The organism is Pseudomonas sp. C1C7 (assembly GCF_013359595.1).
Lineage (GTDB): Bacteria > Pseudomonadota > Gammaproteobacteria > Pseudomonadales > Pseudomonadaceae > Aquipseudomonas.
In genome coordinates this window covers 14742-38512 of record NZ_JABFMP010000048.1, presented here as the reverse complement: position 1 = coordinate 38512, position 23771 = coordinate 14742, and the positions used below count along the sequence as shown (strand labels likewise).

The following is a 23771-nucleotide window of genomic DNA, read 5'->3' as shown; positions in this document are numbered from 1 at the left end:
ATCTTCCTAAACCCGACGCCTGGCCGTAAGGTGGCCGAAGTTTTCAACGGTCGAGACGGAGCAAGGCATGTCGCTGGTCGAGTTATTTTTGTTGGGGATACCGGCGGTCTTGCTGACGGGGATTTCGAAGGGCGGTTTCGGTGGTGCGTTGGGCGGCATTGCCGTGCCGTTGCTGGCGCTGAACATGCCGCCCACCCAGGCGGCGGCGATCATGCTGCCGATCCTGTGCCTGGCCGATATCACCGGGCTGCGGCGCTTTCGGGGCAAGTGGGACAAGGGCAACCTGAAGATCATGATTCCGGGCGCCCTGGTCGGCGTGCTGATTGGCGCGCTGTCGTTCGGTGCCTTGAGTGAGCGGCTGATCGCGCTGTTGATGGGGGGCATCGCGATTGCGTTTTTCTGCCTGAACGTCTGGACCGCTCGGCACACCCTGGCGCCGGCGCAACCCCATGCCGGCAAGGGCACCTTCTATTCCGCCCTGGCGGGTTTCACCAGTTTCGTCGCACACGCGGGCGGGCCGCCGCTGATGATGTACCTGCTGCCGCAACAGATGGACAAGGTGCGCTACATCGCCACCACCAACGTGTTCTTCCTGCTGACCAATGCGATCAAACTGGTGCCCTATGCGCTGCTGGGACAGTTTACGACGACCAACCTCGGCGCCAGTCTGGCGCTGGCTCCGATCGTGATTCCCGGGGTCTGGCTGGGGATCTGGCTGCAGGGGCGGGTCAACCAGAAATGGTTCTATCGCATCGCCTGGTTCGGGCTGCTCGTCACTGGGGTGCAGCTGGTGCTGCATAACCTCTAAAGCCCCCAGTATTTCAGCGCCCACAACGTGCCCATCCCGACCAACAGCGTGAGCAAGGTACTGCGGGTTCGCCAGGCGACGAGGGCTGCGAGTATCGCCGCAGGAATCTGCGGATTGCTCCAGTCGAACGTCCCGTGGCGATCGGGGTAGACCACCGCCGGCAACACCAGCGCGGCCAGCACGCTCGCCGGGACGTAGAGCAGGGCGCGGCTGAGCAGCGGCGGGATGCGCAAACTGCCGTAGAACTGGATGAAGGACAGGCGAATGGCAAAAGTACCGGCGCCGATCAACAGAAACAGGCCCCACTGGGACAACTCGCTCATGAGGCCTCCTGTTCGGCGTCGGTGGCTTGTGCGGTGTTCAAATCCTTTCGCAGATGCTCGACGACAAGTCCGGCGATAACACCGCCGAGCGAAGCCGTGAGCATGCCCAGGTTGTAGGGCAGGTCGACGCCGAGTATCGCCAGCGAACCTCCCGCAATGGCGGCGCTCAAGGTCGCGGCATTGCGGATGCTGGGGATCAGCAGCGCCAGGAATGACAGAGGAATCGCGAAGCCCAATGACCAGGACTCGGGTATGCGCGCGCCCAGAAACACGCCCGCCAGCACCGCCAGGTTCCAAGCCAGCCACATCGTGATCGCGGCGCCCATGTAGTAGGGAAACGCGAAACGGCCGAGTCCGCCCGCGGCCGTTCTCAGGCTGAACAGCGCGAACACCTGATCGGCGAGCAGATAGGACAGCGGCCAGGTTTTGCGCCGGGGCAGATCGTGCAGGTGCGGCGCGAGCGATGCGCTGTACATCAGAAAGCGAAGATTGATCACCAGCGCGGTGAGCACGATGGTCACCGGCAGGGCGCCGTTCTGCAGCATCTGCAAGACGGCGATCTGCGCCGATCCTGAATAGAACAGCAGCGTCATGCCCATGGCCTTGGTGGCCGACATGCCCATCCCGGCAGCGGTGACGCCAGCGATCAAGCCAAAAGGAATGACCCCGGTGGTCAAAGGGGAAGCGCTGTGAGCACCGTGCACGAACGCCTGTGTCCCACTTCGATAATTCATTTGAGTTCCTTGAGCTTGAGCGGGCGGTTTAGCGTAAACAGATGTTTCATGATCAAAATAATGCGCGCGCCAACTGGGAACAACGGTAGATTTCTGAAATATTAGGCCTAGAAAAAATGAGGCTCACGGCCAGTCAAGAGATTGAACGGGCGATGAGTAAATTGTGGCGAGAATCTGTTCGGCTTAACTTACAGGCATCAGGCGCACTCCATGTTTCTCGACTCTCCCATCCGCCACACCCTGCAACTCAACGCCCTGCGCGCCTTCGAGGCCTCGGCCCGTCTCGGCGGCTTCGCCCGGGCGGCCCATGAGCTGAAGGTGACACCCGGCGCTATCGCCGCCCAGGTCAAGGCGCTGGAAAACGAATACGGCGCGGCCCTGTTCGAACGCCATGCCAAGGGCGTGCGGCTGACGGCCCTTGGCGAAAGCATGAAGGACCAGTTCATCGAAGCATTCGACGCCGTAGAGGAAGCCGCCCGAACCCTGCGCCGACTCTCCGCTCCACAGCGGGTGCATATCGTCACTTCGCCTGCGCTGGCCGAACTGTGGATCGGCCCGCGCCTGCCACGCCTGACCGAAATGCTGGCGCCCATCGAAATTTCCGTCACCGCCGTCGATGAAGCGCCCAACCTCAAACGCAGCCCTTTCGATCTCTGCCTGTTCTACACCGAGCAGCTTGAGCGCGGGCAACGCATGCTCGCGGTCGAGGAGGTTCTGCCGGTCTGCGTGCCTGCGCTGGCGGCCCGGATCAGTCAACCAGAGGACCTTGCCGATGTACGCTGCATCGCCGATGTGGGATGGAGCGACTGGGACGTCTGGACCCGTTCGGTCATGCCCGGCCAGAAGTTCGTGGCGCGCGGGCCGGGTTTTTCGCTGTACTCCATCGCCGTGCAACAAGCCTTGCTGGCGTCGGGTGTGCTGATCGGCCGGCGCAGCCTCATACAGCGCTATCTGGACAGCGGTGAACTGGTGGCGCCGGTCGATCAGTCAGTGCCACTGGGGATGGTCATCGCGGCGTGGAAACTGCCGGGAGCCAAGGGCAACCGCATGGTGGCTGCGGTGGAAGAGGCGTTGATGCAGCTGGCGTAGCCGCCAGCGCACGGATGAGGCTGGAAGCGCTGTTTCAGTCCGGCGCCATGAACACCGCCAGCGTCAGCTTGATGAACTCTTCATTTTTGTCGATGACGTCCAGGGCGGCATGCACGTTGTCGGCAATGTCCTTGGCGCCGTGCTGCTCGGCCCAGTTCGTGAGCTCCATGATGGCCGCTTCGAGAGCGAGCTGGTTCTCGTTGATCTTGTACAGCAGGGAAGGGAGCAGGTCGGAATTTGGCATCACGAATCCTCAGGTTTCGGGTCAGCGTAGCTCACCAATGCGACACTATTCGAGATCCAGCTGCCAATAACGTTCAAGAGCAAACATATCCGCCCGCTTGGCGGCTCCGAATTGCGCCAGTTGACTGCGATACGCGCCGACGGCGTGGGCTTTCTTTTTAAGGCTCGAGGTGGCGAACTCGACCGGCCGCATCCTCAGCCCGGCCTGCTTGCAGGCGGCGAGCCGGGTAAGCACCAGGCCGGGCACCTGCCGATAGACCGCCTCCTCGTAGACCAGCCATTTGTTGGGATGATCGATGGCGTCATCCTCGGCGTATTCTTGCGAACGCAGAAACGCTTCGCGTACCGCCAGACAGGCGTTGCTGGTCAGCAGATGGTCGGGGTGCAAAAGCCCCATGGGCAAGACCACGGTGCCGCCCCGTTGCTCGAGGATCGCTTCCAGCGCCGGTACCAGGTCGCTCGTTTGATAGGTCCGACCGTACTGGCCGTCCCAGAAACTCAGCCGAATCCCTATCGTCCCAAGCCTGCGCATCGCTTCCGTATCTTCATCACGCCGGGCAAGCACCGCCTGATTCGCGCTATTGAAACCCGTTGCCGCATCCCAGGCCGTGGTCGCGACTTCGGGATCCGGCACGCCCGCGAAGACGGTGATGACCAGCGCGTCGGGACTTTCGGCCAAAAGACAACCGCAACTGAAGACCGCATCATCGAGATGGGGGGAGACGACGGTGATTTTCTTGGGGATCGGCAAAAACATTTGATTTCACGTCCTGACAGCAAAGCGCTTGTCACTTCAGCCATTCACGCAAACCGTGCCTCTTCTTGGTTATAGCGATCGGGCGCGCAGGGCGGCGTTGAAAGGGAGTTGACTTGAAAAAGAAATATTGTGTTTAGGAGTACTTATTATTTGCAGTTTGGGAGGCTGGATTTTCTTTACGGTCAGTCGCGCCATTGTGCATGAACCTCTGCCACACTGAAGTATCAAACCCATTGGGAAAGGGAAAACAATGGAGCACCCGATGAGCCCGAACAGTCACGATTCGATGCGCAAGTTGAAAGCCTCGCTCGCAAAGGACCGCAGGGATAAGGAATGGCCGGAGGCGACGTGTGAGGCTTGTCACTTGCCATTCCGCTATCACTGCAGCTGGACGCCGGCGCCGGTGTTTTGCAGAAGCTGTCGGGCGGGTCGGGACGCAGCGCACAAGTCGGACGAGGGTGACGCTGGAGCACTCCCCTAGCTGTTTTCATAGAGAGGGGCGCTCATCGATATGTTTTGACTCTTCGGTTCTCGATCGATATATAGCCTCGCGTCATTAATGTATTGGAAGGTCATGTCATGAGTAACGAGAACGAGGCTCCTGAACCGGAGCATGAACATCTTCTTGACCATGAGTTCGCGTCTCAATATGACGAAGACGAGGAGTATGAGGACGAGGACCTGAATTCCTATCTGGACGAAGAAGACGATTAAGCCCGTTCTGTCCACGAAGGTGGGAGCGCGAATTGAACAATGGAATGAACTGGAAGTTTCATTCCAAGAGATTGAGCCCTGGCATCCCCCAGGGCTTTTTCATGTGCGCTGCGAAGTAATGAACGCGCTCAGTCATCACCCAGAAACTGCCTCGCCCCCTCCGACTCCATATCCATCGCCCACACAGGCGCGACCAGACCGCGCGCTATCGTTTCCTGTCGATGCACTACGATGACAGCTCTGAACGCGATGTGCCCCATGAGCACCGGCAGTTGATGGATGCGGCGTTGGCCAAGGACACGGAATACGAATGGCAGCGTCTCCATCCAGTCTTCAATGGTTACTTTCACCGATAGCATCCTCTGACATTGGCTTTGCGCCGGTAAAAACGTTTATCCACGGCTAAATCGCAGATGATTTTTGTGGATGAGCGGGGCAGTATGTCTGATCTGCGCAATGGACGATGCAAAATGAAATGGACTAAACGGCGCAGCTCGCTGATGGGCTTTATTGCGCTGGCTATCGGGCTGGTACTGTTTTCGGCTTTGCTGTTGTTGAATTCCGAGACCCAGCGGCGACAGACGTATTTCTGGAGGCCGTGAATGAAGCCAACATCGATCCGTTGGTTCATATCACTGCCGTACTGAAGAACGCTGCGGGATCGGAGAGCGACATCTTTTCAACGCAGGTTCAACAAGCGGGATTTCTCGATCGTCTGCTCCTGCCGCAATTGACCGACAGGATCGAGATCCGCAGTGCATCGCAGCCCATGACCTTGATGTTCGAACGTCAGCTGCGCCTCGGGGATGTGCTGACCGAAGAGATGCTGATGATTCTGCTGGTGCTCGCCGGGGCACTGGTGTTGATGCCGATGGTCCTGATTCGGCACTTCAGGGCGATAGAAAGGGCGGATGTCGAGCATGAGCGTTCGGTCTATCTGGCGACTCACGATGTCCTCACGCAATTGCCGAATCGCTACCTGTTCGCCGAGCGGTTCAACCAGGCGTTTTCCGACTGGCAAGTGAAAGGCATCCCGTTCGCCCTGCTGGTGATCGACCTGGATCACTTCAAGGACATCAACGACCGGCACGGCCATGAAGTGGGCGACCAGGTGCTGCGGGCGGTTGCCAATCGAATGCTGCACAGCACGCGCACCGGTGACACCGCGGCGCGGTACGGCGGCGATGAGTTCGTGATGCTGATTGCCGATCTGCAAGACCTCGAAAGTGCGCAGGCGAAGGCGGCGAGGGTTTTCGGCAGCCTCTCGCAGCCAGTGATGACGAGCGCCGGAGAGTTATCGGTATCGTGCAGCATCGGCGTTTCATTGTGTCCGGTTCATGGCCAGAGTCTGGATACGTTGCTCAAGGCGGCGGATCAGGCCATGTATGGGGTCAAGCAGTTGGGGCGCAAGGGCGTTGCGATTACCTCTGTTCCAGAAGCCTGAGTCACCCGGGAGATGATCAGCCAGAGCTACATCACGTTTATCTTTCGCCAGGCGGCCTCGGCGAAGCTGTAAACCGAAAAGGCGATCAGCCCCAGGGCCATCAACATCAGGACCAGCCCGCCAGCCGGCAGATTCTGCAGGGCGTCGAGAGCGTCCTTCATGCCTGGCGGATGCAGCGCCTGGTAATTCGAGCCACTGAGTATCAGCAGCAGGCCGATTTCGATGAAAACCACGCCACGGGCCATGAGGCCAAGCCGAGACACCGGGCGGACGTACTGCATGACCTCTTCATCCGCTTCAAAGTACTTCTCGAACGACGCCTTCCAGCCCTTGATGATGTGAGCGATGCCTACGCCAAGCGGCACGATTGCGATGAGATATACCAGCAGGTTCGATTCCTCCCAGGACAGCACATGCGCGAGCAAATCCCGGGTTTGCCCGCCTTGGGAATCACCGGAACGTCTGATTCCGCTGATCAGCAATCCCAGGGCAAAAAAAGCCAGCCCTCCATTGAAAAGGCCACCGGCCAACAGACCTGCACGAATGACCAATCCCTTGAATCGCTTACCGTGATGATCAACGTCGCGGACGGCCTGAAACACTCGCCATACCGCATAGGCGAACAGACCAATCACCACCAGCGCGACCAGCACATAGCCAAAGGGTTGGCTCAGCAACGCTTCAAGACTCTTCTCACTGTCTTTGGGTTTGGTCGAATCGAGAGCCGCCAACAGCGCGAAAATCCCGATGATCAGATAGAGAACGCCACGGGCGGCATAACCGCCCCGTGCGAGTGCGATGAGGCTCTGTTGAGTGGACATGACGTCGAGTTCCCGAGAGCTGGTACAGCAGAAGACCAGCTTGGCGGGGAGGGGTTCGCTGGAAGCGGGCTGGCGATTTCGGTTTTTTTGCAGCGTCAGACCCGACAAGATCTTCGATCAGGGAATTGCCAAGCGATCGAGTAATCCGGACATGCACTGTTGTAATGCTCTGCGCTTATCAACGTGCACCACTCGCAAGCATCCTGATGAGCTTATGCCTCCATCAGCTCAAAGCTCATCGATCTGCTCGACTTGTCTGCCTCCGCTTGAATTCAATTGGACCGCAGTTGGCGTGCGTGAAGTTCGAATGCCCGCACAGGATGAAAAGTCCGCTGGCACAAAGGCTGCAAGACACGCATCAGATCCAGCCAGATGTTGCTCTGGACACCGCATCGGTCAACGTTGATCGACGGGCCGAACAGGCCATGAATCGCATGGATATCTCAGGCGGAGGACTCTGGCTGCAACACCACCGAACAACAGGCAAAGGCGCCTGAAACCTAAAGGTTTCAGGCGTTTTTTTTTGCGTTTTTATCCGCCATTAGCATCGGAGCCGCCCATGAAAACAGCCGCACAATTGCTGAAACTGAAGGTCACGCAAAACCAGCAGGTACATAGCATCGCGCCAGATCAGATGGTGTATGAAGCGCTAAGGATGATGGCTGAAAAGAATGTGGGTGCATTGCCCGTGATAGAGGAGGGGCAGGTGGTTGGCGTGATCAGTGAGCGCGACTATGCGCGCAAGGTGGTACTACAGGGACGATCCTCAGTCGGCACGCCGGTCAGGACCATCATGAGCGCGCCCGTCGTGACGGCAGAGAGTCAGCAGAGCATTGAGCGTTGCATGGAGGTCATGACTGACAGGCATCTACGCCATTTACCGGTGGTGGAAGGTGATCAACTCATTGGTCTCCTGTCGATCGGTGATCTGGTGAAGGAGGCGATCGTTGAGCAGGCCGATCTGATCCGGCAGTTGGAACACTACATTCGCGGGCATTGAGTGGCTGAGTGTGTTGCGGATGCCAGAAACGACAAAGCCCTGAATAATCAGGGCTTTGTCGTATCAAATATGGCGGAGGCGATGGGATTCGAACTCATGGACCTGTTACAGTCGACGGTTTTCAAGACCGTTGCCTTAAACCACTCGGCCACACCTCCGTTTCTGTTGCGGGCGCCATAATACCTGAATGAAACACACTGTCAAACTCTCTGCATAGCTTGTTACAGAGCGTCTGTTATGATCTTTGCGTCTGAACGTTACAAACCAACAGGAGTGTCGCCATGCGCGAACAGGATTACGCAGTTAATAACAGCTTGCAGGCTGAGCAGCTAGAGGTTAGCCGCGTCCTGCGCAACACATACGGCTTGCTCGCCCTTACGCTGGCTTTCAGCGGTATCACCGCCTACGTGGCCCAGCAGATGCGTGTTGGCTACCCCAACATCTTCGTGGTGCTGATCGGCTTCTACGGTCTTTTCTTCCTCACCAACAAACTCCGTGATTCGGCCTGGGGCCTGGTGTCGGCATTTGCCCTGACCGGTTTCATGGGTTTCCTGCTCGGCCCGATCCTCAACCGTTACCTGGGCATGCAGGGCGGCGCTGAAGTCGTCAGCTCGGCGTTCGCGATGACGGCACTGGTGTTCGGTGGTCTGTCGGCATATGTGCTGATCACCCGCAAGGACATGAGCTTCCTCGGCGGTTTCATCACCGCGGGTTTCTTCGTCCTGCTGGGTGCAACGCTGGCCAGCTTCTTCTTCCAGATCAGCGGTCTGCAACTGGCGATCAGCGCAGGTTTCGTGCTGTTCTCCTCGGTCTGCATTCTGTTCCAGACCAGCGCCATCATCCATGGCGGCGAGCGTAACTACATCATGGCGACCATCAGCCTGTATGTATCGATCTACAACCTGTTCGTCAGCCTGCTGCAGCTGTTCGGCATCATGGGTCGCGATGACTGATCATCGGCCTTGAAATGAAAAACCCGCTTCGGCGGGTTTTTTATTGGCTGCGATTCGAGCGAAGGCTCACGCCATTGGGGGCAAGCGGCGTTTGACCGGGGTTTTCTTGACGATTGCCGTGTTGGTTTCCGCGAGCGTGTTGAGGCGATCGAGCAGGGTGTCCAGCTGCTCCATCGAGCGTACGTGCAGGCGCGCGATGAAGCAGTCTTCGCCGGTGACCTTGTCGCACTCGGTGAACTCGGGAATGGACATGATCTGCCGCTCCACTTCATGCAGCTGGCCTGGCAGCGGACGAACCCGCACGATGGCCTGAAGCTGGTAGCCGAAGCACTTCGGGTCGATTTCAACGGTGTAGCCCTTGAGCACGCCGCGTTCTTCCAGGCGGCGCAGACGCTCGGCGACGCTGGGCGAGGACAATCCGCTGATCTGCGCCAGGGCCTTGAGCGAGCGTCGCGAGTCTTCCATCAAGGCGCTGATCAGCACCTGGTCGATATCGTCGGTCATGATGAAATCCTCGATTAGGCAGTTTCCGAAAATCGCCTTGATAAAAAAGGCAGATGCCGAGTTTAGCCTGATTTTTGCGCTGGAGAAGCGCCTGCACGGCTTGTCATACTTTGCCCATCAACAGAGGAGTCTGAAGATGGACAAGACAATACGCCGTGGCTCGTTGGAAATGACCGCCGCCATGCTGATCTCCGGCACCATCGGCTGGTTTGTGCTGGTGTCCGGGCAACCGGTTCTGGATGTGGTGTTCTGGCGCTGCCTGTTCGGCGCGGGCACGTTGTTGCTGATTTGCGCGGCATTCGGCTTCCTGCGTCCGGGGATCCTGACCCGCACCACCTTCCTGCTGGCCGTGCTCAGCGGCGTGGCGATTGTCGGCAACTGGGTGCTGCTGTTCGCCTCCTACTCCCGGGCTTCCATTGCCATCGGCACGGCGGTCTACAACGTTCAGCCGTTCATGCTGGTGGGGCTGGCCGCAGTGTTTCTCAACGAGAAAATCACCGTGCAGAAACTCTCCTGGCTGGGCGTTTCGTTCCTCGGCATGCTGGCAATCGTCAGCGCCCATGGCGGGCAGGGCGAGAGTGGCAATGAATACCTGATTGGCATCGTGCTGGCGCTGGGCGCCGCGTTCCTTTACGCGATTGCCGCGCTGATCATCAAGCGCCTGACCGGTACGCCGCCGCATCTGATCGCACTGATTCAGGTCAGCACCGGCGTGCTGTTACTCGCACCCTTCGCGCACTTTTCCGCGCTGCCACAGGCGCCGAGTGCCTGGGCCAGTCTGGTGACCCTGGGGATCGTGCACACCGGCGTGATGTACGTGCTGCTGTACGGTGCCATCCAGAAACTGCCGACCGCATTGACCGGCGCGCTGTCGTTCATCTACCCGATCGCAGCGATCTTCGTCGACTGGTTTGCCTTCGGTCACCGTCTGGAACCGTTGCAATGGATCGGCGTGGTCGCCATCTTGCTGGCCGCTGCCGGGATGCAGCAGGGCTGGAGCCTGAAGTTTCGCAAGGCGGTAACCAACGCCTAGATGCTCCACTGCGGCGCGGTCCTGGCCAGGCGCTGGCGCATCTCGCCGATGTTGGCCGCCAACTGGCGAATCAACAGTCGGTAACCGTCCAGAGAACTATGGATTGGCGTGTCCTGAAGGGAGTCCGACGGCACCGGCACGGACCGCTCGAGGCGCAGGTATTCACCGGTCTTGAGCGCCCGGGCCATGCCAATCAGTTGCACCCGAATCAGCCGATGCTCGGCCTTGAACTCGGATTGCAGCTGAAGCATCGCATCAGCATCCCCGCCATCCGGACGCGTATTGCCCAGAATCTCCAGCGTACTGACACACATGCGCAAGTGCCGCTGGATGGCGTCGAGTTCGGTCATGGAAATCTTCACTTCCTTGGACACCGATGGCATCAGCGAGCGCAGTTGCACCATCACCGCGTTCAGGCGGCCCACGAGTTTGAGGTGTTCGTCGGCGGTGACGGGCTGGCCGTCGATAATCCGTCCGTAGATTTTCGCGCAGTCCCGCAGGGCGTCGGCCAGGTTGTAGCGCCAGGAGTAGACGGCGTAGAGCGGCAATGCGAAGGAAAATGCCAGGGCCAGCGCAATGCCGATCAGGATATCGACCCCGCGCCACAAACCGTCGGAGATCGGGTTGTCGCCATGACCGGCGACGATGAAGACGGTAATGCCCGCCAGCAGTGCGGTGTATCCGCCCTTGCCGATGGCGTGATAGGAGAAAAATCCGCAAATCACCGCCATCACGAAATAGGTCAGCCAGGGCATGCCGAGCCAGGCCTGTTGCAGCACCAGCAACAGACCGATCGCCGCACCGACCAGGGTGCCGATGGCCCGTTCCGCGGCCTTCTTGCCGATGTTGCCGTGGTGCTGCAAACCGCCGATCACCACCAGCATCGTCACCGAAGCCCATTCGCCATGGGGCAGATGAATGCCGGTGGTCAGCAGGATCGATGCCAGCAACCCCAGCGACACACGGACTGCGTGGATGACCTTGGCATGGCGATAACGCCGGTACGGGTCCAGCAGCGGACGCAGCAGCCGGCGCAGCAGTGGTGGCAGTCGATGCTCCAGGGACCTGCTCAGATTCGCCTCCTCAGAAAATGTAGTCGGTGGTCAAAAAGCTCGAACTGCGGCCACTGATGATCTCGCTGATCAGGTCCTTGTTGGTCTCCTGGAATTTGGTGGCGACCAGGGTCCGGATCGAAAACACCCTCAGCGCGTCATGTACCGACAGGGTGCCCTCGGCGGAATTCTTGCGGCCGTTGAACGGGTAGGTGTCCGGGCCGCGCTGGCATTGGGCGTTGAGGTTGATCCGGCCGACCTGATTGGCGAAGGTGTCGACCAGGCGCCCGACCGCCACCGGGTTGGTGCCGAAGATGCTCAGTTGCTGGCCGAAGTCCGATTCGAGGACGTAATCGATCACCGTGTCCAGGTGGCGGTACGGCACGATGGGCACCACCGGGCCGAATTGTTCTTCCTGATAGACCCGCATCTGCGGCGTCACCGGGTACAGCACCGCCGGGTAGAAGAACGACGCCCGGGCCGCGCCACCGTTGGGGTTGACCACTTTCGCGCCTTTCTCGACGGCATCGGCCACCAGTCCATGCAGATAATCGACCTTGCCTTTTTCCGGCAGCGGCGTCAGCGCCACGCCACTGTCCCAAGGCATGCCGGGCTTGAGCGCGGCCAGTTTGGCGTTGAATTTCTCGATGAAGGTGTCGACCACGTCTTCGTGGACGAAGAGGATTTTCAACGCGGTGCAACGCTGGCCGTTGAACGACAGGGAGCCGGTGAGCGCTTCGCTGACCGCGTTGTCCAGATCCACTTCCGGCAGGACGATGCCGGGGTTCTTCGCATCCAGCCCCAATGCCGCCCGCAGGCGGTGAGGGCGCGGGTGCAGTTTCTTCAGGTCGCTGGCGGCCTTGTTGGTGCCGATGAAGGCAAAGATGTCGATCTTGCCGCTGGCCATCAGGGCGCTGACGGTCTCGCGGCCGCTGCCGTAGATCACGTTGATCACCCCGGCCGGGAAGCTGTCGCGAAAGGCCTCCAGCAGCGGGCGAATCAGCAGCACGCCGAGCTTGGCCGGCTTGAAGACCACTGTGTTGCCCATGATCAACGCTGGAATCAACGTGGTGAAGGTTTCGTTCAACGGATAGTTGTAGGGCCCCATGCACAGCGCCACGCCCATCGGCACGCGACGGATCTGGCCGAGTGTGTCCTGTTCCAGTTCGAAGCGGCTGGAGCGGCGGTCGAGTTCTTTCAGGGCGTTGATGGTGTCGACGATGTAATCGCAGGTGCGGTCGAATTCCTTTTCCGAATCCTTGAGGTTCTTGCCGATTTCCCACATCAGCAGTTTCACCACGGCTTCGCGCTGTTCGCGCATGTGTTTGAGGAAGGTTTCGACATGCTGGATGCGCTCGGCCACGCGCAGGGTCGGCCACAGGCCCTGGCCACGATCGTAGGCGCGGACGGCGGCGTCGAGGGCGGTGAGGGCGGTCTCGGCGTCCAGCAGCGGTGTGCTGCCGAGGATGACCTGTTCGTCGCCCGCCGCGCTGCTCAAATAAACCGGGCTGCGTACGGTCGCGAGGGCGCCGGGCCAGGTTTTCAGGACGCCGTCGACCAGGTATTCGCGTTGCTCGATCTGCGCGTCGAAGCGGTATTTTTCCGGGATGCTGCCGGCCTCGGGGAAGAGGTTGCCGAGGAAGTCTGCTGTGCTCATGTCGCTACCTCATAAGAAATGTCTGCCACACACCTCACCTGCAGGAGCGAGCTTGCTCGCGATGGTCGTCAACGATGACGCGGGCTGTCTGGTTTCCCGCGTCGTCCGGGCCTCCATCGCGAGCAAGCTCGCTCCTGCAGTTTGGGTACGTGTTTTTGATGGCTAACCGGCAGAATAGAGAGGCTGAGGGTCTGGATCTTGTGCCTCAAGCGTAGACCGCAATCTTTGACCTCGCCGCACACAAGCGGCGATGCCGGAGTTAAACTTCGCGCTCTTTCTGAAGGAGTTCACATGAGTCACTACCAGCCGGGCATTCTCGCCACCCCCGTTCCGCCTCAAGCCCGTCATATGTTCTTCGCCCTCGATTCGGTCGCCGATCTGCCGGGCGCGCTCGACAAACTGACGCAACTGGTGGATGGCGCGTCGGCGGTAGTGGGCTTCGGTGAACCGCTGGTCAAGGCCCTGGGCACGAATATCGAAGGGCTGCGCACCTTTCCGGCGATGACCGGCGTGGGCGTGAACAACCCCTCGACGCAACTGGCCCTGTGGTGCTGGCTGCACGGCACTGATCGGGGCGAGTTGCTCAATCGCAGCAACGCCTTTGCCGCTGCATTGGCGCCGGCCCTGCGTCTGGTCCAGGTCACCGAAGGCTTCCGCCACCGCGACGGCCACGACCTGACCGGCTACGAAGACGGCACCGAGAACCCGCAGGACGAAGCCGCTGTCGCTGCGGCGCTGATCGGCAACGGCGCCGAGGGCATGGTCGGTGGCAGCTTCGCCGCGATCCAGCAGTGGCAGCATGACCTCAAGCGCTTCCACGCCATGCCTTCCCACGAAACCGACGACATCATGGGCCGTCGCCTGAGCGACAACGAAGAGCTCGACGACGCGCCGATCTCCGCCCACGTCAAACGCACCGCCCAGGAAAGCTTCGCCCCTGAAGCCTTCGTCGTCCGCCGTTCCATGCCGTGGATCGAAGACGATCGCGCTGGCCTGATGTTCCTCGCCTTTGGCTTCTCCCTCGATGCCTTCGAAGTCCAGTTGCGCCGCATGAGCGGTCTGGAAGACGGCGTCACCGACGGCCTGTACCGCATCAGCCGGCCGATCACCGGCGGCTACTACTGGTGCCCGCCGCTCAAGGATGGCCGACTGGACCTGCGCGCCCTGAGCATCGGGACCGCCGCATGAATGTCGTGCGCTGGGGGATGATCGGTTGCGGCAGCGTCGCCGAGCGCAAGAGCGGGCCGGCCTTCTACAAGGCACCCGGCTCGGCGCTGGTGGCGGTGATGGGGCGACGGCCGGAGGCGGTCAGCGATTACGCCGCGCGCCACGGCATTGCCCGGACCTGCACCGACGTCGACACGCTGATCAACGATCCGCAGGTCGACGCCGTGTACATCGCCACACCCCCCGACAGTCATCACGGCTACGCCCTGAAGGTTGCCGCCGCCGGCAAGCATTGCTGCGTCGAGAAACCGATGTCGCTCAGCGGCGCGCAAAGCCGCGAGATGCACCAGGCGTTCGCCGATGCCGGACTGCACCTGTTCGTTTCCTACTACCGCCGTTCGTTGCCGCGCTTCCAGCAGGTGCGGCAGTGGTTGGCGCAAGGGCGCATTGGCGACGTCCGGCACCTGAGCTGGACGCTGACCAAGGCACCGTCGCCCAAGGATCTGGACGGTAGCGACAACTGGCGAACCGATCCGGCGATTGCCGGTGGCGGTTATTTCGCGGACCTGGCCAGTCACGGCTTCGACCTGTTCCAGTATCTGCTGGGGGATATCGTCGAAGTGGCCGGATTCACCGCGCGTCAGGCCGGCCTGTATGCCGCCGAAGACGCGGTCAGCGCCAGTTGGCGGTTTGCCAGCGGGGCGTTGGGGATGGGCGGCTGGAACTTCGTCGCCGATGGTCGCGAGGATCGGGTCGAGATGATCGGCAGCCAAGGGCGGATCAGGTTTTCGGTGTTCGATGAACATCCGGTCGAGTTATGCGCCGATGAACACCTCAGCCTGAGCATTGCCAATCATGAGCACATTCAGTGGCATCACGTGATGGGCATGAATGCGCATATTCGGGGTGAGGCGCGGCATCCTGCGTTGGCGCAAGAGGCGTTGAAGACGGATTGGGTGATGGATCAGATCCTCAATCGCCGCTGACCCCTGTAGCAGCTGCCGAGCCTGCGAGGCTGCGTCCGGCGGCGAAGCCGTCGTAAACCCTGAATCCCGAATTTCCCTGACACACCGAGCCGCATGATTTCGCGACGGCTTCGCCGCCGAACGCAGCCTCGCAGGCTCGGCAGCGGCTACAAGGGATCGCGTTCGGCCAATCTATCCTTATTCTCAAACGGTATTTCTCAGGCAGTCCGTTATAACCCTAAGATCACGTCATAACTCGTTATAACAAGTGATCTCCAGATGACCGATAACGTTCTATCCCTCGGCAGCGTCCCTCTGCACACCCAACTGCGCGACATCCTGCGCGCGCGCATTCTTGACGGCGAATACCCGCAAGACAGCCAGATGCCCTCCGAAAGCGAACTGGGGGCGCTGTTCAAGGTCAGCCGCATCACCGTGCGCCAGGCTCTGGGCGATCTGCAGAAGGAAGGGCTGATCTTCAAGATCCACGGCAAGGGCACCTTCGTCGCCAAGCCCAAGACCTTTCAGAACGTCAGCACCCTGCAAGGCCTGGCCGAATCCATGACCGGTCGCGGCTACGAGGTGATCAACCGCCTGCGCAGCTTCAAGTTCATCGCCGCCGACAAGCTGGTCGCCGAGCGCCTGCAGGTGGCTGAAGGCGAAATCGTCGCGCAGATCAAGCGCGTGCGGCTGATCAATCGCCAGCCCATCTCGCTGGAAATCACCTACCTGCCCAAGGCCGTTGGCGGGCGCCTGGAGAAGGCCGATCTGGTGACCCGCGACATTTTCCTGATCCTGGAAAACGACTGCGGCCTGGCCCTCGGGCACGCCGACCTGGCCATCGATGCGGTGCTGGCCGACAGCGATCTGACCCAGGCGCTGGGCGTCGAAACCGGCTCGCCGATCATGCGCATCGAGCGTCTGACCCATGACGCCGCCGGCCAGCCGCTGGACTTCGAACACCTCTACTACCGTGGCGATGCCTTCCAGTACCGCCTGCGGATCGACCGGCAAAAAGGGGATCAGGCATGACCCACATCATCACCAGAACCACGCAGGAACAGGAATACGATATCGTCGTGATCGGCGGCGGCACCGCCGGTCCCATGGCGGCGATCAAGGCCAAGGAACGCAACCGCGACCTGCGGGTGTTGCTGATCGACAAGGCCAACGTCAAGCGCAGCGGCGCGATCAGCATGGGCATGGACGGCCTGAACAACGCGATCATTCCGGGCCACTCCACGCCTGAGCAGTACACCAAGGAAATCACCATCGCCAACGACGGCATCGTCAATCAGGCCGCGGTGTACGCCTATGCCACCCACAGCTTCGAAACCATCGAGCAACTGGACCGCTGGGGCGTGAAGTTCGAGAAGGACGAGACCGGCGACTACGCGGTGAAAAAGGTCCATCACATGGGCGCCTATGTGCTGCCGATGCCTGAAGGCCACGACATCAAGAAAGTCCTGTACCGCCAACTGAAGCGGGCGCGGGTGAGCATCACCAATCGCCTGGTCTGCACCCGTTTGCTGACGGACGAGGAGGGCGCGGTCAACGGCGTGATGGGCTTCGATTGCCGCAATGCCGATTTCCATGTGATCAAGGCCAAGGCAGTGATTCTCGCGTGCGGCGCCGCCGGACGCCTGGGGCTGCCGTCCTCGGGCTACCTGATGGGCACCTACGAGAACCCGACCAACGCCGGCGACGGGTACGCCATGGCCTATCACGCAGGCGCCGAACTGGCGAATCTGGAGTGCTTCCAGATCAACCCGTTGATCAAGGATTACAACGGCCCGGCCTGCGCCTACGTCACCGGCCCCCTGGGTGGCTACACCGCCAACAACAAGGGCGAACGCTTCATCGAGTGCGACTACTGGAGCGGTCAGATGATGTGGGAGTTCCACCAGGAACTGGAAAGCGGCAACGGCCCGGTGTTCCTCAAGCTCGATCACCTGGCCGAGGAAACCATCCAGAACATCGAGGAAATCCTGCACAGCAACGAACGTCCGAGCCGCGGCCAGTTCCACGCCAACCGCGGTACCGACTACCGCACGCAGATGGTCGAGATGCACATCTCCGAAATCGGTTTTTGCAGCGGGCATTCGGCGTCCGGGGTGTGGGTCAACGAGAAGGCCGAGACTTCGGTCAAGGGGTTGTATTCGGCCGGTGACATGGCGGCGGTGCCGCACAACTACATGCTTGGCGCGTTCACTTACGGCTGGTTTGCCGGGAACAACGCGGCGGATTTTGTCGCTGAGCGGGAATTTACCGCGCTGAGCGTCGAGCAGATCGAAGCGGAAAAACAACGGGTCTACGCGCCACTGGATCGCGAGCACGGCCTGCCGCCGGCCCAGGTCGAGTACAAGCTGCGCCGCTTCGTGAACGACTATCTGCAACCGCCGAAAGTGACGAAGAAGATGCAGATCGGCCTGCAGCGTTTCAGCGACATCCAGCGCGATCTCGATCAGATCAAGGCGCACAACGCCCACGAACTGATGCGCGCCATGGAGGTCAGCGTGATCCGCGACTGCGCGCAAATGGCCGCCCGGGCTTCGTTGTTCCGTGCCGAAAGTCGCTGGGGGCTGTACCACTATCGGGTCGATCACCCGCAACGCAACGACGGCGACTGGTTCTGCCACTGCCATCTGAAGAAGGACGAAAATGGTGTGATGAGCAGTTTCAAGAAAGCCGTCGAGCCCTACATCATCCCGCTGGATGCCGAAGAAATGCAGGCCTACGACAGGCTGCGCGTCGGCGCCTTTGCGGCCTGAGCCTGACCCACGAGGAGACCGCGAAATGGCCTATCAACCCCAGGAAATCTTCTTCCGCTCCAACGCACCGGTCACGGTCGACGAAGACCTCTGCATCGCCCACAAAGGCTGCACCGTGTGCGTCGACGTCTGCCCCATGGACCTGCTGGCCATCAACCCGGCCACCCAAAAGGCCTACATGGCCTTCGACGAATGCTGGTACTGCATGCCCTGCGAAAAGGACTGCCCGACGGGGGCTGTGAAAGTCGATATCCCTTACTTGTTGCGGTGACTGACAGGACGCCATCGCGAGCAGGCCACCACAGACAAAGAAACCGCCATCCGGCCACCCCCGGACGCTTGCTTTACGAAACCCCTCGTTTCCCACCGCGCCCTGATCGTGGCGGAGACGAACTTCCTATAAATGATTCGAGGGGATTGACCATGTTCTTACGTGCAACTTTTGCCGGTCTGGTACTGGCTTCATTCATCTTGCCGGCGCAAGCCCAAACCATCCGTATCGCCATCGGCACCCAGGACACCACCATCAACTGCGCCGCCGGCGGGCTGTTGATTCGCGAGCTGGGCCTGCTGGACAAATACCTGCCCCACGACGGCCAGTACAAGGACGCCCAATACGATGTGCAGTGGAAGAACTTCACCAGCGGCGCACCGCTGACCAACGAGATGGTCGCCGGCAAACTCGACTTCGGCGCCATGGCCGATTTCCCCGGTGCCTTCAACGGCGTGGCGTTCGAAACTGCGGGCAAACACAGCCTGTTCATCAGCGTGCTGTCGGGCAGCATCAAGGGCAGCGGCAACGGCATCGTGGTGCCGAGCGCGTCGAGCGTGCAGTCACTGTCTGAGCTCAAGGGCAAGACCATTTCCGTACCGTTCGCCTCGACGTCCCATGGCATGTTGCTGCGGGCCGTGGCTGATCAGGGCTGGGATCCGCTCAAGGATGTGAACATCATCGCCCAGGCGCCGGAAGTCGCCGGATCCGCACTGCAAGCCGGGAAGATCGACGCCCACGCCGACTTCGTACCCTTCGCCGAGCTGTTCACCAGCCGGGGTTTCGCACGCAAGATTTTCGACGGCTCCCAGGCGAACACGCCGACCTTCCACGGCGCACTGGTGGATCAGGCCTACGCGAAAAAGTACCCGGAGATCGTCGTCGCCTACCTGCGCGCCAGCCTCGAAGCCAACCAGTTGCTCGCCGCCGAGCCGGAGAAGTACAGCGAGCTGATCGCCAAGGTCACCGGGGTCGATGCCGAGGTCAACTACCTGTTCCACGGCCCGCTGGGCGTGCAGACCCGCGACCTGAGCTGGAAGCCGGAATACCGCCAGGCCGTCGGTACCGCCATCGACACCCTGAAGCTGCTGAAGAAAGCCGATCGCGGCCTCGACCTGAACACCTTCATCGACGACCAGTACATCCGCGCCGCCTTCAAGGCTTCGAACGTGGACTACACCGCGCAACTGGCCAACTACGCGCAAACCCCGCTCAAGGCGGTGGATGCCTCGACGGGCAAGGCGATCACTGACTTCAGCCATGTGGCCGAGATCTGGGTGCGCGGCGAGGACAAGGTCCGTCAATACGCCTCGGCCGAATCGGCGTTCAGCGCCCTGGCCGCCTTGAAGCAGGAGGGCAAGAACATCCGCGCGGTGTATGCCCAGGCGTGCGACAGCGGGATCAAGTTGCTGGCTGATCAGGCGTGGTTCGCCAGCGATGCGCAAGGCCGCCTGAACGCCTTTCTGCTCAAGGGCCAGGCCCAGCAATTCGCCACGGCCCAGGGCGGCAAGGTGTTCGATTTCACCGACGCCACCACCCAGGCGGTTGCCGCCCGTTAACCACGAAAAAAACGGTTGTGGCCGTCATCGGGAATTGTGTATGTCCAGACCCTTTTTACGCTGGCTCCCCCGAGCCACCTCAATGCTGCTCTGCCTGCTGTTCTGGCAACTCGCCGCCAGCCACCACTGGAGCCTGGGCCTCGTCACCTTCGCCAACGTGCCCACTCCACTGGCGGTGATCGAAGCCGCGCTGGGCCTGGGCGACTCCGGCAAACTCGCCCGGCACCTGGGCAGCAGCCTCGGTCGGGTCTTCGCCGGTTACCTCGCGGCGCTGGTCATCGGCATCGCCCTGGGCCTGGCCATCGGCCGCTCGAAATGGGCCGAAGACCTGCTGCTGCCACCGCTGGAAGTGCTGCGCCCGATCCCGGCCGTGGCGTGGATTCCGCTGGCGATCCTGATGTTCCCCTCGTCGGAGCTGTCGATGGTCTTCATCACCTTCACCGGCGCCTTGTTCCCGATCCTGCTCAACACCGTGCACGGCGTCGAAGGCGTCGACCCACGGCTGATCGCGTCGGCGAAAAGCCTCGGGGCAGGGCGCCGGGCGATGCTGCTGGAAGTGATCCTGCCGGGCGCCGCGCCGAGCATCATCACCGGCCTTGCGATCGGCATGGGCACCTCCTGGTTCTGCCTGGTGACGGCGGAAATGATCTCCGGCCAGTTCGGCATCGGCTATTACACCTGGGAGTCCTACACCATCCAGAACTACCCCGACATCGTGGTCGGCATGTTGCTGATCGGCGTTCTGGGGATGGGCAGCAGCCTGCTGATCAAACGCCTGGGCGGGCTGTTCACGCCCTGGCATCGACCACGAGGAAAAGCCTGATGAGCAGTTTTCAGCAGCCCGAGGGGCATATCGATATCCGCGGATTGTCGATCAGCCTGGGTGAAGGCAAAGCCGCGTTCGAAGCCGTGCAGGGCCTGGATTGCCAGATCGAACCGGGCCAGTTCGTGTGCATTCTCGGGCCGTCCGGCTGCGGCAAATCCACCTTGCTCGGCGCCCTGGCCGGGCACCTGCAACCGCGCAGTGGCAGCCTCAAGGTTGATGGCGCGCAGGTCGCCGGGCCGTCGCCGCAACGGGGCATGGTGTTCCAGCAACACACGCTGTTTCCCTGGCGCACGGTGCGCGACAACGTCGCCTTCGGCCTCAAAATGCGCGGCATCGGCAAGGCCGAACGGCACCGGGCCGCCGATGAAATCCTTGCGCTGATGGGGCTCGAAGGCTTCGCCGAGCGCTGGCCGAACCAGCTGTCCGGCGGCATGCAGCAGCGGGTGGAGATCGCCCGGGTGCTGGTCAATCGTCCGCGGCTGTTGCTGATGGACGAGCCGTTCGGTGCCCTCGATGCCTTGACCCGTCTGAACATGCAGGCACTGTTGCTCGACATCTGGACGCGGGTTCGTACCACCGTGGTGTTCGTCACCCATGACATCGACGAGGCGTTGTTCCTCGCCGATCGCCTGCTGGTCATGAGTTCGCGCCCTGGCCGGGTCATCGAAGACCTGCGCCCGGATTTCCCAAGGCCGCGCACCACCGAACTGGTGACCAGCCACGAATTCTCCCGCTTGAAACGCCATTGTCTGGAGCTGCTGCATCACCAGGACGGTCGACAACTGCCGCGCCTGAACCCGCTCGGACTTCCCACAGAAAACAAACTGCTGCGATTTGCCCTATGACCACACTATTGGATGTAACCGACAACGACGACATTCTGGCCCTGCAACCGCGCCTGACCGATGAGGATGCTGGCGTGCGACGCATTGCCCTGATCGAACTGGCCGACCTTGAGGAACCCGACGGCCTGCTGTGGCTGATCGATCGACTGGCCGACGACCCGAGCGAAGAGGTCCGCGCCGAAGCCGCGCGGTTGCTCGAAGCCTGGGAAGACGCGCCGGTGGTCGAGGCCCTGTGCCGGGCCCTGACCGATCCTTCGCCGGCGGTGCAGGCTGCCGCCGCGCAAAGCCTGAGCCTGCTCAAGTGCGCGGAGGCGGGAAGAGTGATCCTGCCGTGGACCGGGCATGCCGACAGCAGCGTGCGCATCGCCGCGTTCCGTGCCTTGCGCGAGTTGCGTTTCGCCGAGGCGGCGCCGGCGGCATTGCAGGCGTTGAACGACCGGGACGCCAGCGTTCGGCGCGAGGCGGTGGGCGTGCTGGGCTGGCTCAAGCAGCTCGATGCCTTGCCTGCACTGGCGCGCCTGGCCAGCGATGATGCGGACACCGAAGTGCGCCGCGCCGCCACCGGCGCCCTGGGCCTGGCATCTGACGCACAGGTGCTGCCGGCCCTGAGCCAGGCCTTGCGGGACCAGGCCTGGCAGGTCCGCGAAGAGGCCGCAACCACCCTGGGCAAGGTCGGTCACGCCGACGCCGGCCCCGCCCTGATCGAGGCCCTGAGTGACGACTACTGGCAAGTGCGCCTGCGCGCCACCCGCAGCCTCGGGCGCCTGCGCTACAAAGCTGCCCTCGATCCGCTGATCGAAACCCTCTGCCATCGCATCAGCAACCTGCGCAAGGAGGCCGCGCTGGCCCTTGGGGAGCTGAACGACAAAGGCGCTATCGCGCCCTTGCAGGCCGCCCAGAAGGACGGCGATCCGGAAGTGCGCAAAGCGGTGCGCATCGCCTTGAGCCAGCTGCAATGAACCCGCTGGCGATCGGTAATTCCAGCAGCAAACACCAGCTGCGCCTGAGCTGGCCGGATGGCCGCGAGCAGGTGCTGGACCATGCCCAGTTGCGGCGCCAATGCCCGTGCTCGCAATGCCGGGCATTTCGGTTACGAGGGGTGACGCCGCTGGTGGATGAGCGGGTTCGGGTGATCGAGTTGAATCCGCAGGGATATGGTGTGCAGCTGGTCTTCAGCGATGGCCATGAGCGCGGGATCTATCCCTGGGCCTATCTCGCGGACCTGACCTCCATGTAGGCGCTGCCGGAGGCTGCGATCTTTTGATCTTACCCTTAAAAGATCGCAGCCTCGTTGCACTCGACAGCTCCTGCAGGGGTCATGGGGTGGAAGCCACCTGCTGCTGCGCCAACCCAATGAACGCACTCATTGCCGAGGTGATCATCGAGTCATTGCGGCGGATGAAGACGGTGGAGACGTTGGCGAATTCCGGGGGCAGGCTGTGCCAGCGGATGCCGTGGCGCACGCTGCAGTTTTCGGCGATGGCCCTGGGCAGCAGGGTCACGCCCATGCCCGCCGCGACGCAGGACAGGATGCCGTCGAGGGTGCCCAGTTCCATGATCTGATTCGGCACCAGCCCCACCTGATAGAACCAGTTCTCCAGCGTCGAGCGATAGAAGCAACCGGTGCGGAAGACCAGCACCGTCTGCAGGGGCATTTTCTCCATCAGCGCCTCAAGGGAGTCGAACTGGTTGCTGCTGACCAGCACCAGTTCCTCGCTGAACACCTCTTCCTGAAACAGCGCCGAGTTCTGATGAAAACCACCGACAAAGGCGCCGTCGAGCCGATGGCTTTCGATGGCCTTGATCAATTCGATGGTGGTGCCGGTCTGCAGCGACAACTGCACCTCGGGGTATTGCTCGCGGTACTTGGTCAGCACCTGGGGCAAGCGGATGGCGGCGGTGGTTTCCATCGAGCCCAGGCGCAGCAGGCCTGCGGGGCTGCCGGTGTCCATCAGGGCGCTGCGACTTTCTTCGGTCAGTTGCAGGATGCGCCGCGCGTAACCCAGGAAGATTTCGCCCGCCGCCGTCAGCATCACCCCGGATTTCTTGCGGATGAACAGCTCACGGTTGAGCTCGGCTTCCAGCTCTTTCACGCGCATGGTCACGTTGGACTGCACGGTGTTCACCTGCAATGCCGCGGCGGTAAAACTGCCAAGCTCGGCCACGGCGCAGAAAATCTTCAGTTGGCGCATTTCCATTATTGTTTTCATCCATCTCTAAAAGTGATTATGGACA

General features: G+C 61.3%; 27 protein-coding genes and 1 tRNA gene. 17 read left to right on the top strand and 11 right to left on the bottom strand.

Features of this window, described 5'->3' with window-relative positions:
* The first annotated feature begins 67 nt into the window (after window positions 1-67).
* Window positions 68-808 (top strand): sulfite exporter TauE/SafE family protein, encoded by a 741-nt coding sequence (locus HNO86_RS27110; protein WP_175379995.1) that lies wholly within the window; start codon window positions 68-70, stop codon window positions 806-808.
* Here HNO86_RS27110 and HNO86_RS27105 read toward each other — a convergent pair.
* Complete coding sequence (locus HNO86_RS27105; RefSeq protein WP_175379994.1) at window positions 805-1131, bottom strand: AzlD domain-containing protein; 327 nt, start codon at window positions 1129-1131, stop codon at window positions 805-807. The genes HNO86_RS27110 and HNO86_RS27105 overlap by 4 nt on opposite strands.
* Entirely contained in the window at window positions 1128-1865 is a 738-nt protein-coding gene (locus HNO86_RS27100) for an AzlC family ABC transporter permease (RefSeq protein ID WP_175379993.1), read from the bottom strand. The genes HNO86_RS27105 and HNO86_RS27100 overlap by 4 nt, the downstream gene beginning before the upstream one ends.
* A gap of 210 nt (window positions 1866-2075) precedes the next feature.
* Here HNO86_RS27100 and HNO86_RS27095 point away from each other — a divergent pair, with 210 nt between their 5' ends.
* The gene (locus HNO86_RS27095) at window positions 2076-2954 is read left to right on the top strand and encodes a LysR family transcriptional regulator (protein ID WP_175379992.1); all 879 of its coding nucleotides are present in this window, start codon (window positions 2076-2078) and stop codon (window positions 2952-2954) included.
* Window positions 2955-2988: 34 nt separating this feature from the next.
* Here the strand turns inward: HNO86_RS27095 and HNO86_RS27090 are convergent, their stop codons facing one another.
* On the bottom strand, window positions 2989-3198 hold the full coding sequence (locus HNO86_RS27090; protein WP_175379991.1) for a hypothetical protein: 210 nt from the start codon (window positions 3196-3198) through the stop codon (window positions 2989-2991).
* A 45-nt stretch (window positions 3199-3243) separates the two neighbouring features.
* A complete protein-coding gene (locus HNO86_RS27085; protein WP_175379990.1) occupies window positions 3244-3954 on the bottom strand; it encodes a PIG-L family deacetylase in 711 nt (236 codons plus the stop codon).
* Between the two features lie 579 nt (window positions 3955-4533).
* Here HNO86_RS27085 and HNO86_RS30370 point away from each other — a divergent pair.
* Window positions 4534-4668, top strand: coding sequence for a hypothetical protein (locus tag HNO86_RS30370; protein ID WP_256672783.1), 135 nt, complete (start codon window positions 4534-4536; stop codon window positions 4666-4668).
* 128 nt (window positions 4669-4796) lie between these two features.
* On the opposite strand, the gene HNO86_RS27080 is transcribed toward HNO86_RS30370, so the two are convergent.
* The gene (locus HNO86_RS27080; protein WP_175379989.1) at window positions 4797-5018 is read right to left on the bottom strand and encodes a hypothetical protein; all 222 of its coding nucleotides are present in this window, start codon (window positions 5016-5018) and stop codon (window positions 4797-4799) included.
* Between the two features lie 248 nt (window positions 5019-5266).
* On the opposite strand from HNO86_RS27080, the gene HNO86_RS27075 reads away from it, so the two are divergent.
* Complete coding sequence (locus HNO86_RS27075) at window positions 5267-6112, top strand: diguanylate cyclase domain-containing protein (RefSeq protein WP_372242565.1); 846 nt, start codon at window positions 5267-5269, stop codon at window positions 6110-6112.
* A gap of 26 nt (window positions 6113-6138) precedes the next feature.
* Here HNO86_RS27075 and HNO86_RS27070 read toward each other — a convergent pair whose 3' ends face one another.
* A complete protein-coding gene (locus tag HNO86_RS27070) occupies window positions 6139-6933 on the bottom strand; it encodes a DUF1206 domain-containing protein (protein ID WP_175379988.1) in 795 nt (264 codons plus the stop codon).
* A gap of 559 nt (window positions 6934-7492) precedes the next feature.
* Here HNO86_RS27070 and HNO86_RS27065 point away from each other — a divergent pair.
* Window positions 7493-7933 carry a CBS domain-containing protein gene (locus tag HNO86_RS27065; RefSeq protein ID WP_175379987.1) on the top strand — a complete coding sequence of 147 codons (441 nt, stop codon included), beginning with the start codon at window positions 7493-7495 and terminating at the stop codon, window positions 7931-7933.
* 70 nt (window positions 7934-8003) lie between these two features.
* Here the strand turns inward: HNO86_RS27065 and HNO86_RS27060 are convergent.
* A tRNA-Ser gene (locus HNO86_RS27060) sits at window positions 8004-8091 on the bottom strand.
* A 123-nt stretch (window positions 8092-8214) separates the two neighbouring features.
* Here HNO86_RS27060 and HNO86_RS27055 point away from each other — a divergent pair.
* A complete protein-coding gene (locus tag HNO86_RS27055; protein WP_110963322.1) occupies window positions 8215-8886 on the top strand; it encodes a Bax inhibitor-1/YccA family protein in 672 nt (223 codons plus the stop codon).
* Between the two features lie 66 nt (window positions 8887-8952).
* On the opposite strand, the gene HNO86_RS27050 is transcribed toward HNO86_RS27055, so the two are convergent.
* Window positions 8953-9390, bottom strand: a complete 438-nt coding sequence (locus tag HNO86_RS27050) for an Lrp/AsnC family transcriptional regulator (protein WP_175379986.1) — start codon at window positions 9388-9390, stop codon at window positions 8953-8955.
* Between the two features lie 136 nt (window positions 9391-9526).
* Between HNO86_RS27050 and HNO86_RS27045 the strand changes: the two genes are divergently transcribed.
* The gene (locus HNO86_RS27045; protein WP_175379985.1) at window positions 9527-10423 is read left to right on the top strand and encodes a DMT family transporter; all 897 of its coding nucleotides are present in this window, start codon (window positions 9527-9529) and stop codon (window positions 10421-10423) included.
* On the opposite strand, the gene HNO86_RS27040 is transcribed toward HNO86_RS27045, so the two are convergent.
* Together HNO86_RS27040 and HNO86_RS27035 are read right to left on the bottom strand one after the other, a co-directional pair.
* Entirely contained in the window at window positions 10420-11463 is a 1044-nt protein-coding gene (locus tag HNO86_RS27040) for an FUSC family protein (protein ID WP_175380003.1), read from the bottom strand. The two genes, HNO86_RS27045 and HNO86_RS27040, sit on opposite strands and share 4 nt — an antisense overlap.
* A 43-nt stretch (window positions 11464-11506) precedes the next feature.
* Window positions 11507-13132, bottom strand: coding sequence for an NADP-dependent glyceraldehyde-3-phosphate dehydrogenase (locus HNO86_RS27035; protein ID WP_175379984.1), 1626 nt, complete (start codon window positions 13130-13132; stop codon window positions 11507-11509).
* Window positions 13133-13423: 291 nt separating this feature from the next.
* Here HNO86_RS27035 and HNO86_RS27030 point away from each other — a divergent pair, with 291 nt between their 5' ends.
* The 10 genes from HNO86_RS27030 to HNO86_RS26985 all read left to right on the top strand — a co-directional run bounded on the left by HNO86_RS27030 (window position 13424) and on the right by HNO86_RS26985 (window position 22773).
* A complete protein-coding gene (locus HNO86_RS27030; RefSeq protein ID WP_175379983.1) occupies window positions 13424-14320 on the top strand; it encodes a Dyp-type peroxidase in 897 nt (298 codons plus the stop codon).
* On the top strand, window positions 14317-15285 hold the full coding sequence (locus HNO86_RS27025) for a Gfo/Idh/MocA family protein (protein ID WP_175379982.1): 969 nt from the start codon (window positions 14317-14319) through the stop codon (window positions 15283-15285). Before HNO86_RS27030 ends, HNO86_RS27025 begins: the two co-directional genes overlap by 4 nt.
* Window positions 15286-15543: 258 nt before the next feature.
* A complete protein-coding gene (locus HNO86_RS27020) occupies window positions 15544-16296 on the top strand; it encodes a GntR family transcriptional regulator (protein ID WP_175379981.1) in 753 nt (250 codons plus the stop codon).
* Complete coding sequence (locus tag HNO86_RS27015) at window positions 16293-18035, top strand: fumarate reductase/succinate dehydrogenase flavoprotein subunit (protein WP_175379980.1); 1743 nt, start codon at window positions 16293-16295, stop codon at window positions 18033-18035. Before HNO86_RS27020 ends, HNO86_RS27015 begins: the two co-directional genes overlap by 4 nt.
* A gap of 25 nt (window positions 18036-18060) precedes the next feature.
* The gene (locus HNO86_RS27010) at window positions 18061-18306 is read left to right on the top strand and encodes a ferredoxin family protein (RefSeq protein ID WP_008060065.1); all 246 of its coding nucleotides are present in this window, start codon (window positions 18061-18063) and stop codon (window positions 18304-18306) included.
* A gap of 152 nt (window positions 18307-18458) precedes the next feature.
* On the top strand, window positions 18459-19865 hold the full coding sequence (locus tag HNO86_RS27005; protein ID WP_175379979.1) for an ABC transporter substrate-binding protein: 1407 nt from the start codon (window positions 18459-18461) through the stop codon (window positions 19863-19865).
* Between the two features lie 40 nt (window positions 19866-19905).
* A complete protein-coding gene (locus HNO86_RS27000; RefSeq protein WP_175379978.1) occupies window positions 19906-20688 on the top strand; it encodes an ABC transporter permease in 783 nt (260 codons plus the stop codon).
* Window positions 20688-21536: an ABC transporter ATP-binding protein gene (locus HNO86_RS26995; RefSeq protein WP_175379977.1), complete on the top strand. Its 849-nt coding sequence runs from the start codon at window positions 20688-20690 to the stop codon at window positions 21534-21536. The genes HNO86_RS27000 and HNO86_RS26995 overlap by 1 nt, the downstream gene beginning before the upstream one ends.
* Window positions 21533-22495, top strand: a complete 963-nt coding sequence (locus HNO86_RS26990) for a HEAT repeat domain-containing protein (protein WP_175379976.1) — start codon at window positions 21533-21535, stop codon at window positions 22493-22495. The genes HNO86_RS26995 and HNO86_RS26990 overlap by 4 nt, the downstream gene beginning before the upstream one ends.
* Window positions 22492-22773: a gamma-butyrobetaine hydroxylase-like domain-containing protein gene (locus HNO86_RS26985; RefSeq protein ID WP_175379975.1), complete on the top strand. Its 282-nt coding sequence runs from the start codon at window positions 22492-22494 to the stop codon at window positions 22771-22773. Before HNO86_RS26990 ends, HNO86_RS26985 begins: the two co-directional genes overlap by 4 nt.
* A gap of 79 nt (window positions 22774-22852) precedes the next feature.
* On the opposite strand, the gene HNO86_RS26980 is transcribed toward HNO86_RS26985, so the two are convergent.
* The gene (locus HNO86_RS26980; RefSeq protein WP_175379974.1) at window positions 22853-23734 is read right to left on the bottom strand and encodes a LysR family transcriptional regulator; all 882 of its coding nucleotides are present in this window, start codon (window positions 23732-23734) and stop codon (window positions 22853-22855) included.
* Window positions 23735-23771 lie beyond the last annotated feature (37 nt).

Coding starts and splice junctions, on each gene's coding strand:
- HNO86_RS27110 (WP_175379995.1), top strand. CDS start 68: ATGTCGCTGGTCGAGTTATTTTTGTTGGGGATACCGGCGGTCTTGCTG.
- HNO86_RS27105 (WP_175379994.1), bottom strand. CDS start 1,131: ATGAGCGAGTTGTCCCAGTGGGGCCTGTTTCTGTTGATCGGCGCCGGT.
- HNO86_RS27100 (WP_175379993.1), bottom strand. CDS start 1,865: ATGAATTATCGAAGTGGGACACAGGCGTTCGTGCACGGTGCTCACAGC.
- HNO86_RS27095 (WP_175379992.1), top strand. CDS start 2,076: ATGTTTCTCGACTCTCCCATCCGCCACACCCTGCAACTCAACGCCCTG.
- HNO86_RS27090 (WP_175379991.1), bottom strand. CDS start 3,198: ATGCCAAATTCCGACCTGCTCCCTTCCCTGCTGTACAAGATCAACGAG.
- HNO86_RS27085 (WP_175379990.1), bottom strand. CDS start 3,954: ATGTTTTTGCCGATCCCCAAGAAAATCACCGTCGTCTCCCCCCATCTC.
- HNO86_RS30370 (WP_256672783.1), top strand. CDS start 4,534: ATGAGTAACGAGAACGAGGCTCCTGAACCGGAGCATGAACATCTTCTT.
- HNO86_RS27070 (WP_175379988.1), bottom strand. CDS start 6,933: ATGTCCACTCAACAGAGCCTCATCGCACTCGCACGGGGCGGTTATGCC.
- HNO86_RS27065 (WP_175379987.1), top strand. CDS start 7,493: ATGAAAACAGCCGCACAATTGCTGAAACTGAAGGTCACGCAAAACCAG.
- HNO86_RS27055 (WP_110963322.1), top strand. CDS start 8,215: ATGCGCGAACAGGATTACGCAGTTAATAACAGCTTGCAGGCTGAGCAG.
- HNO86_RS27050 (WP_175379986.1), bottom strand. CDS start 9,390: ATGACCGACGATATCGACCAGGTGCTGATCAGCGCCTTGATGGAAGAC.
- HNO86_RS27045 (WP_175379985.1), top strand. CDS start 9,527: ATGGACAAGACAATACGCCGTGGCTCGTTGGAAATGACCGCCGCCATG.
- HNO86_RS27035 (WP_175379984.1), bottom strand. CDS start 13,132: ATGAGCACAGCAGACTTCCTCGGCAACCTCTTCCCCGAGGCCGGCAGC.
- HNO86_RS27030 (WP_175379983.1), top strand. CDS start 13,424: ATGAGTCACTACCAGCCGGGCATTCTCGCCACCCCCGTTCCGCCTCAA.
- HNO86_RS27025 (WP_175379982.1), top strand. CDS start 14,317: ATGAATGTCGTGCGCTGGGGGATGATCGGTTGCGGCAGCGTCGCCGAG.
- HNO86_RS27020 (WP_175379981.1), top strand. CDS start 15,544: ATGACCGATAACGTTCTATCCCTCGGCAGCGTCCCTCTGCACACCCAA.
- HNO86_RS27015 (WP_175379980.1), top strand. CDS start 16,293: ATGACCCACATCATCACCAGAACCACGCAGGAACAGGAATACGATATC.
- HNO86_RS27010 (WP_008060065.1), top strand. CDS start 18,061: ATGGCCTATCAACCCCAGGAAATCTTCTTCCGCTCCAACGCACCGGTC.
- HNO86_RS27005 (WP_175379979.1), top strand. CDS start 18,459: ATGTTCTTACGTGCAACTTTTGCCGGTCTGGTACTGGCTTCATTCATC.
- HNO86_RS27000 (WP_175379978.1), top strand. CDS start 19,906: ATGTCCAGACCCTTTTTACGCTGGCTCCCCCGAGCCACCTCAATGCTG.
- HNO86_RS26995 (WP_175379977.1), top strand. CDS start 20,688: ATGAGCAGTTTTCAGCAGCCCGAGGGGCATATCGATATCCGCGGATTG.
- HNO86_RS26990 (WP_175379976.1), top strand. CDS start 21,533: ATGACCACACTATTGGATGTAACCGACAACGACGACATTCTGGCCCTG.
- HNO86_RS26985 (WP_175379975.1), top strand. CDS start 22,492: ATGAACCCGCTGGCGATCGGTAATTCCAGCAGCAAACACCAGCTGCGC.
- HNO86_RS26980 (WP_175379974.1), bottom strand. CDS start 23,734: ATGGAAATGCGCCAACTGAAGATTTTCTGCGCCGTGGCCGAGCTTGGC.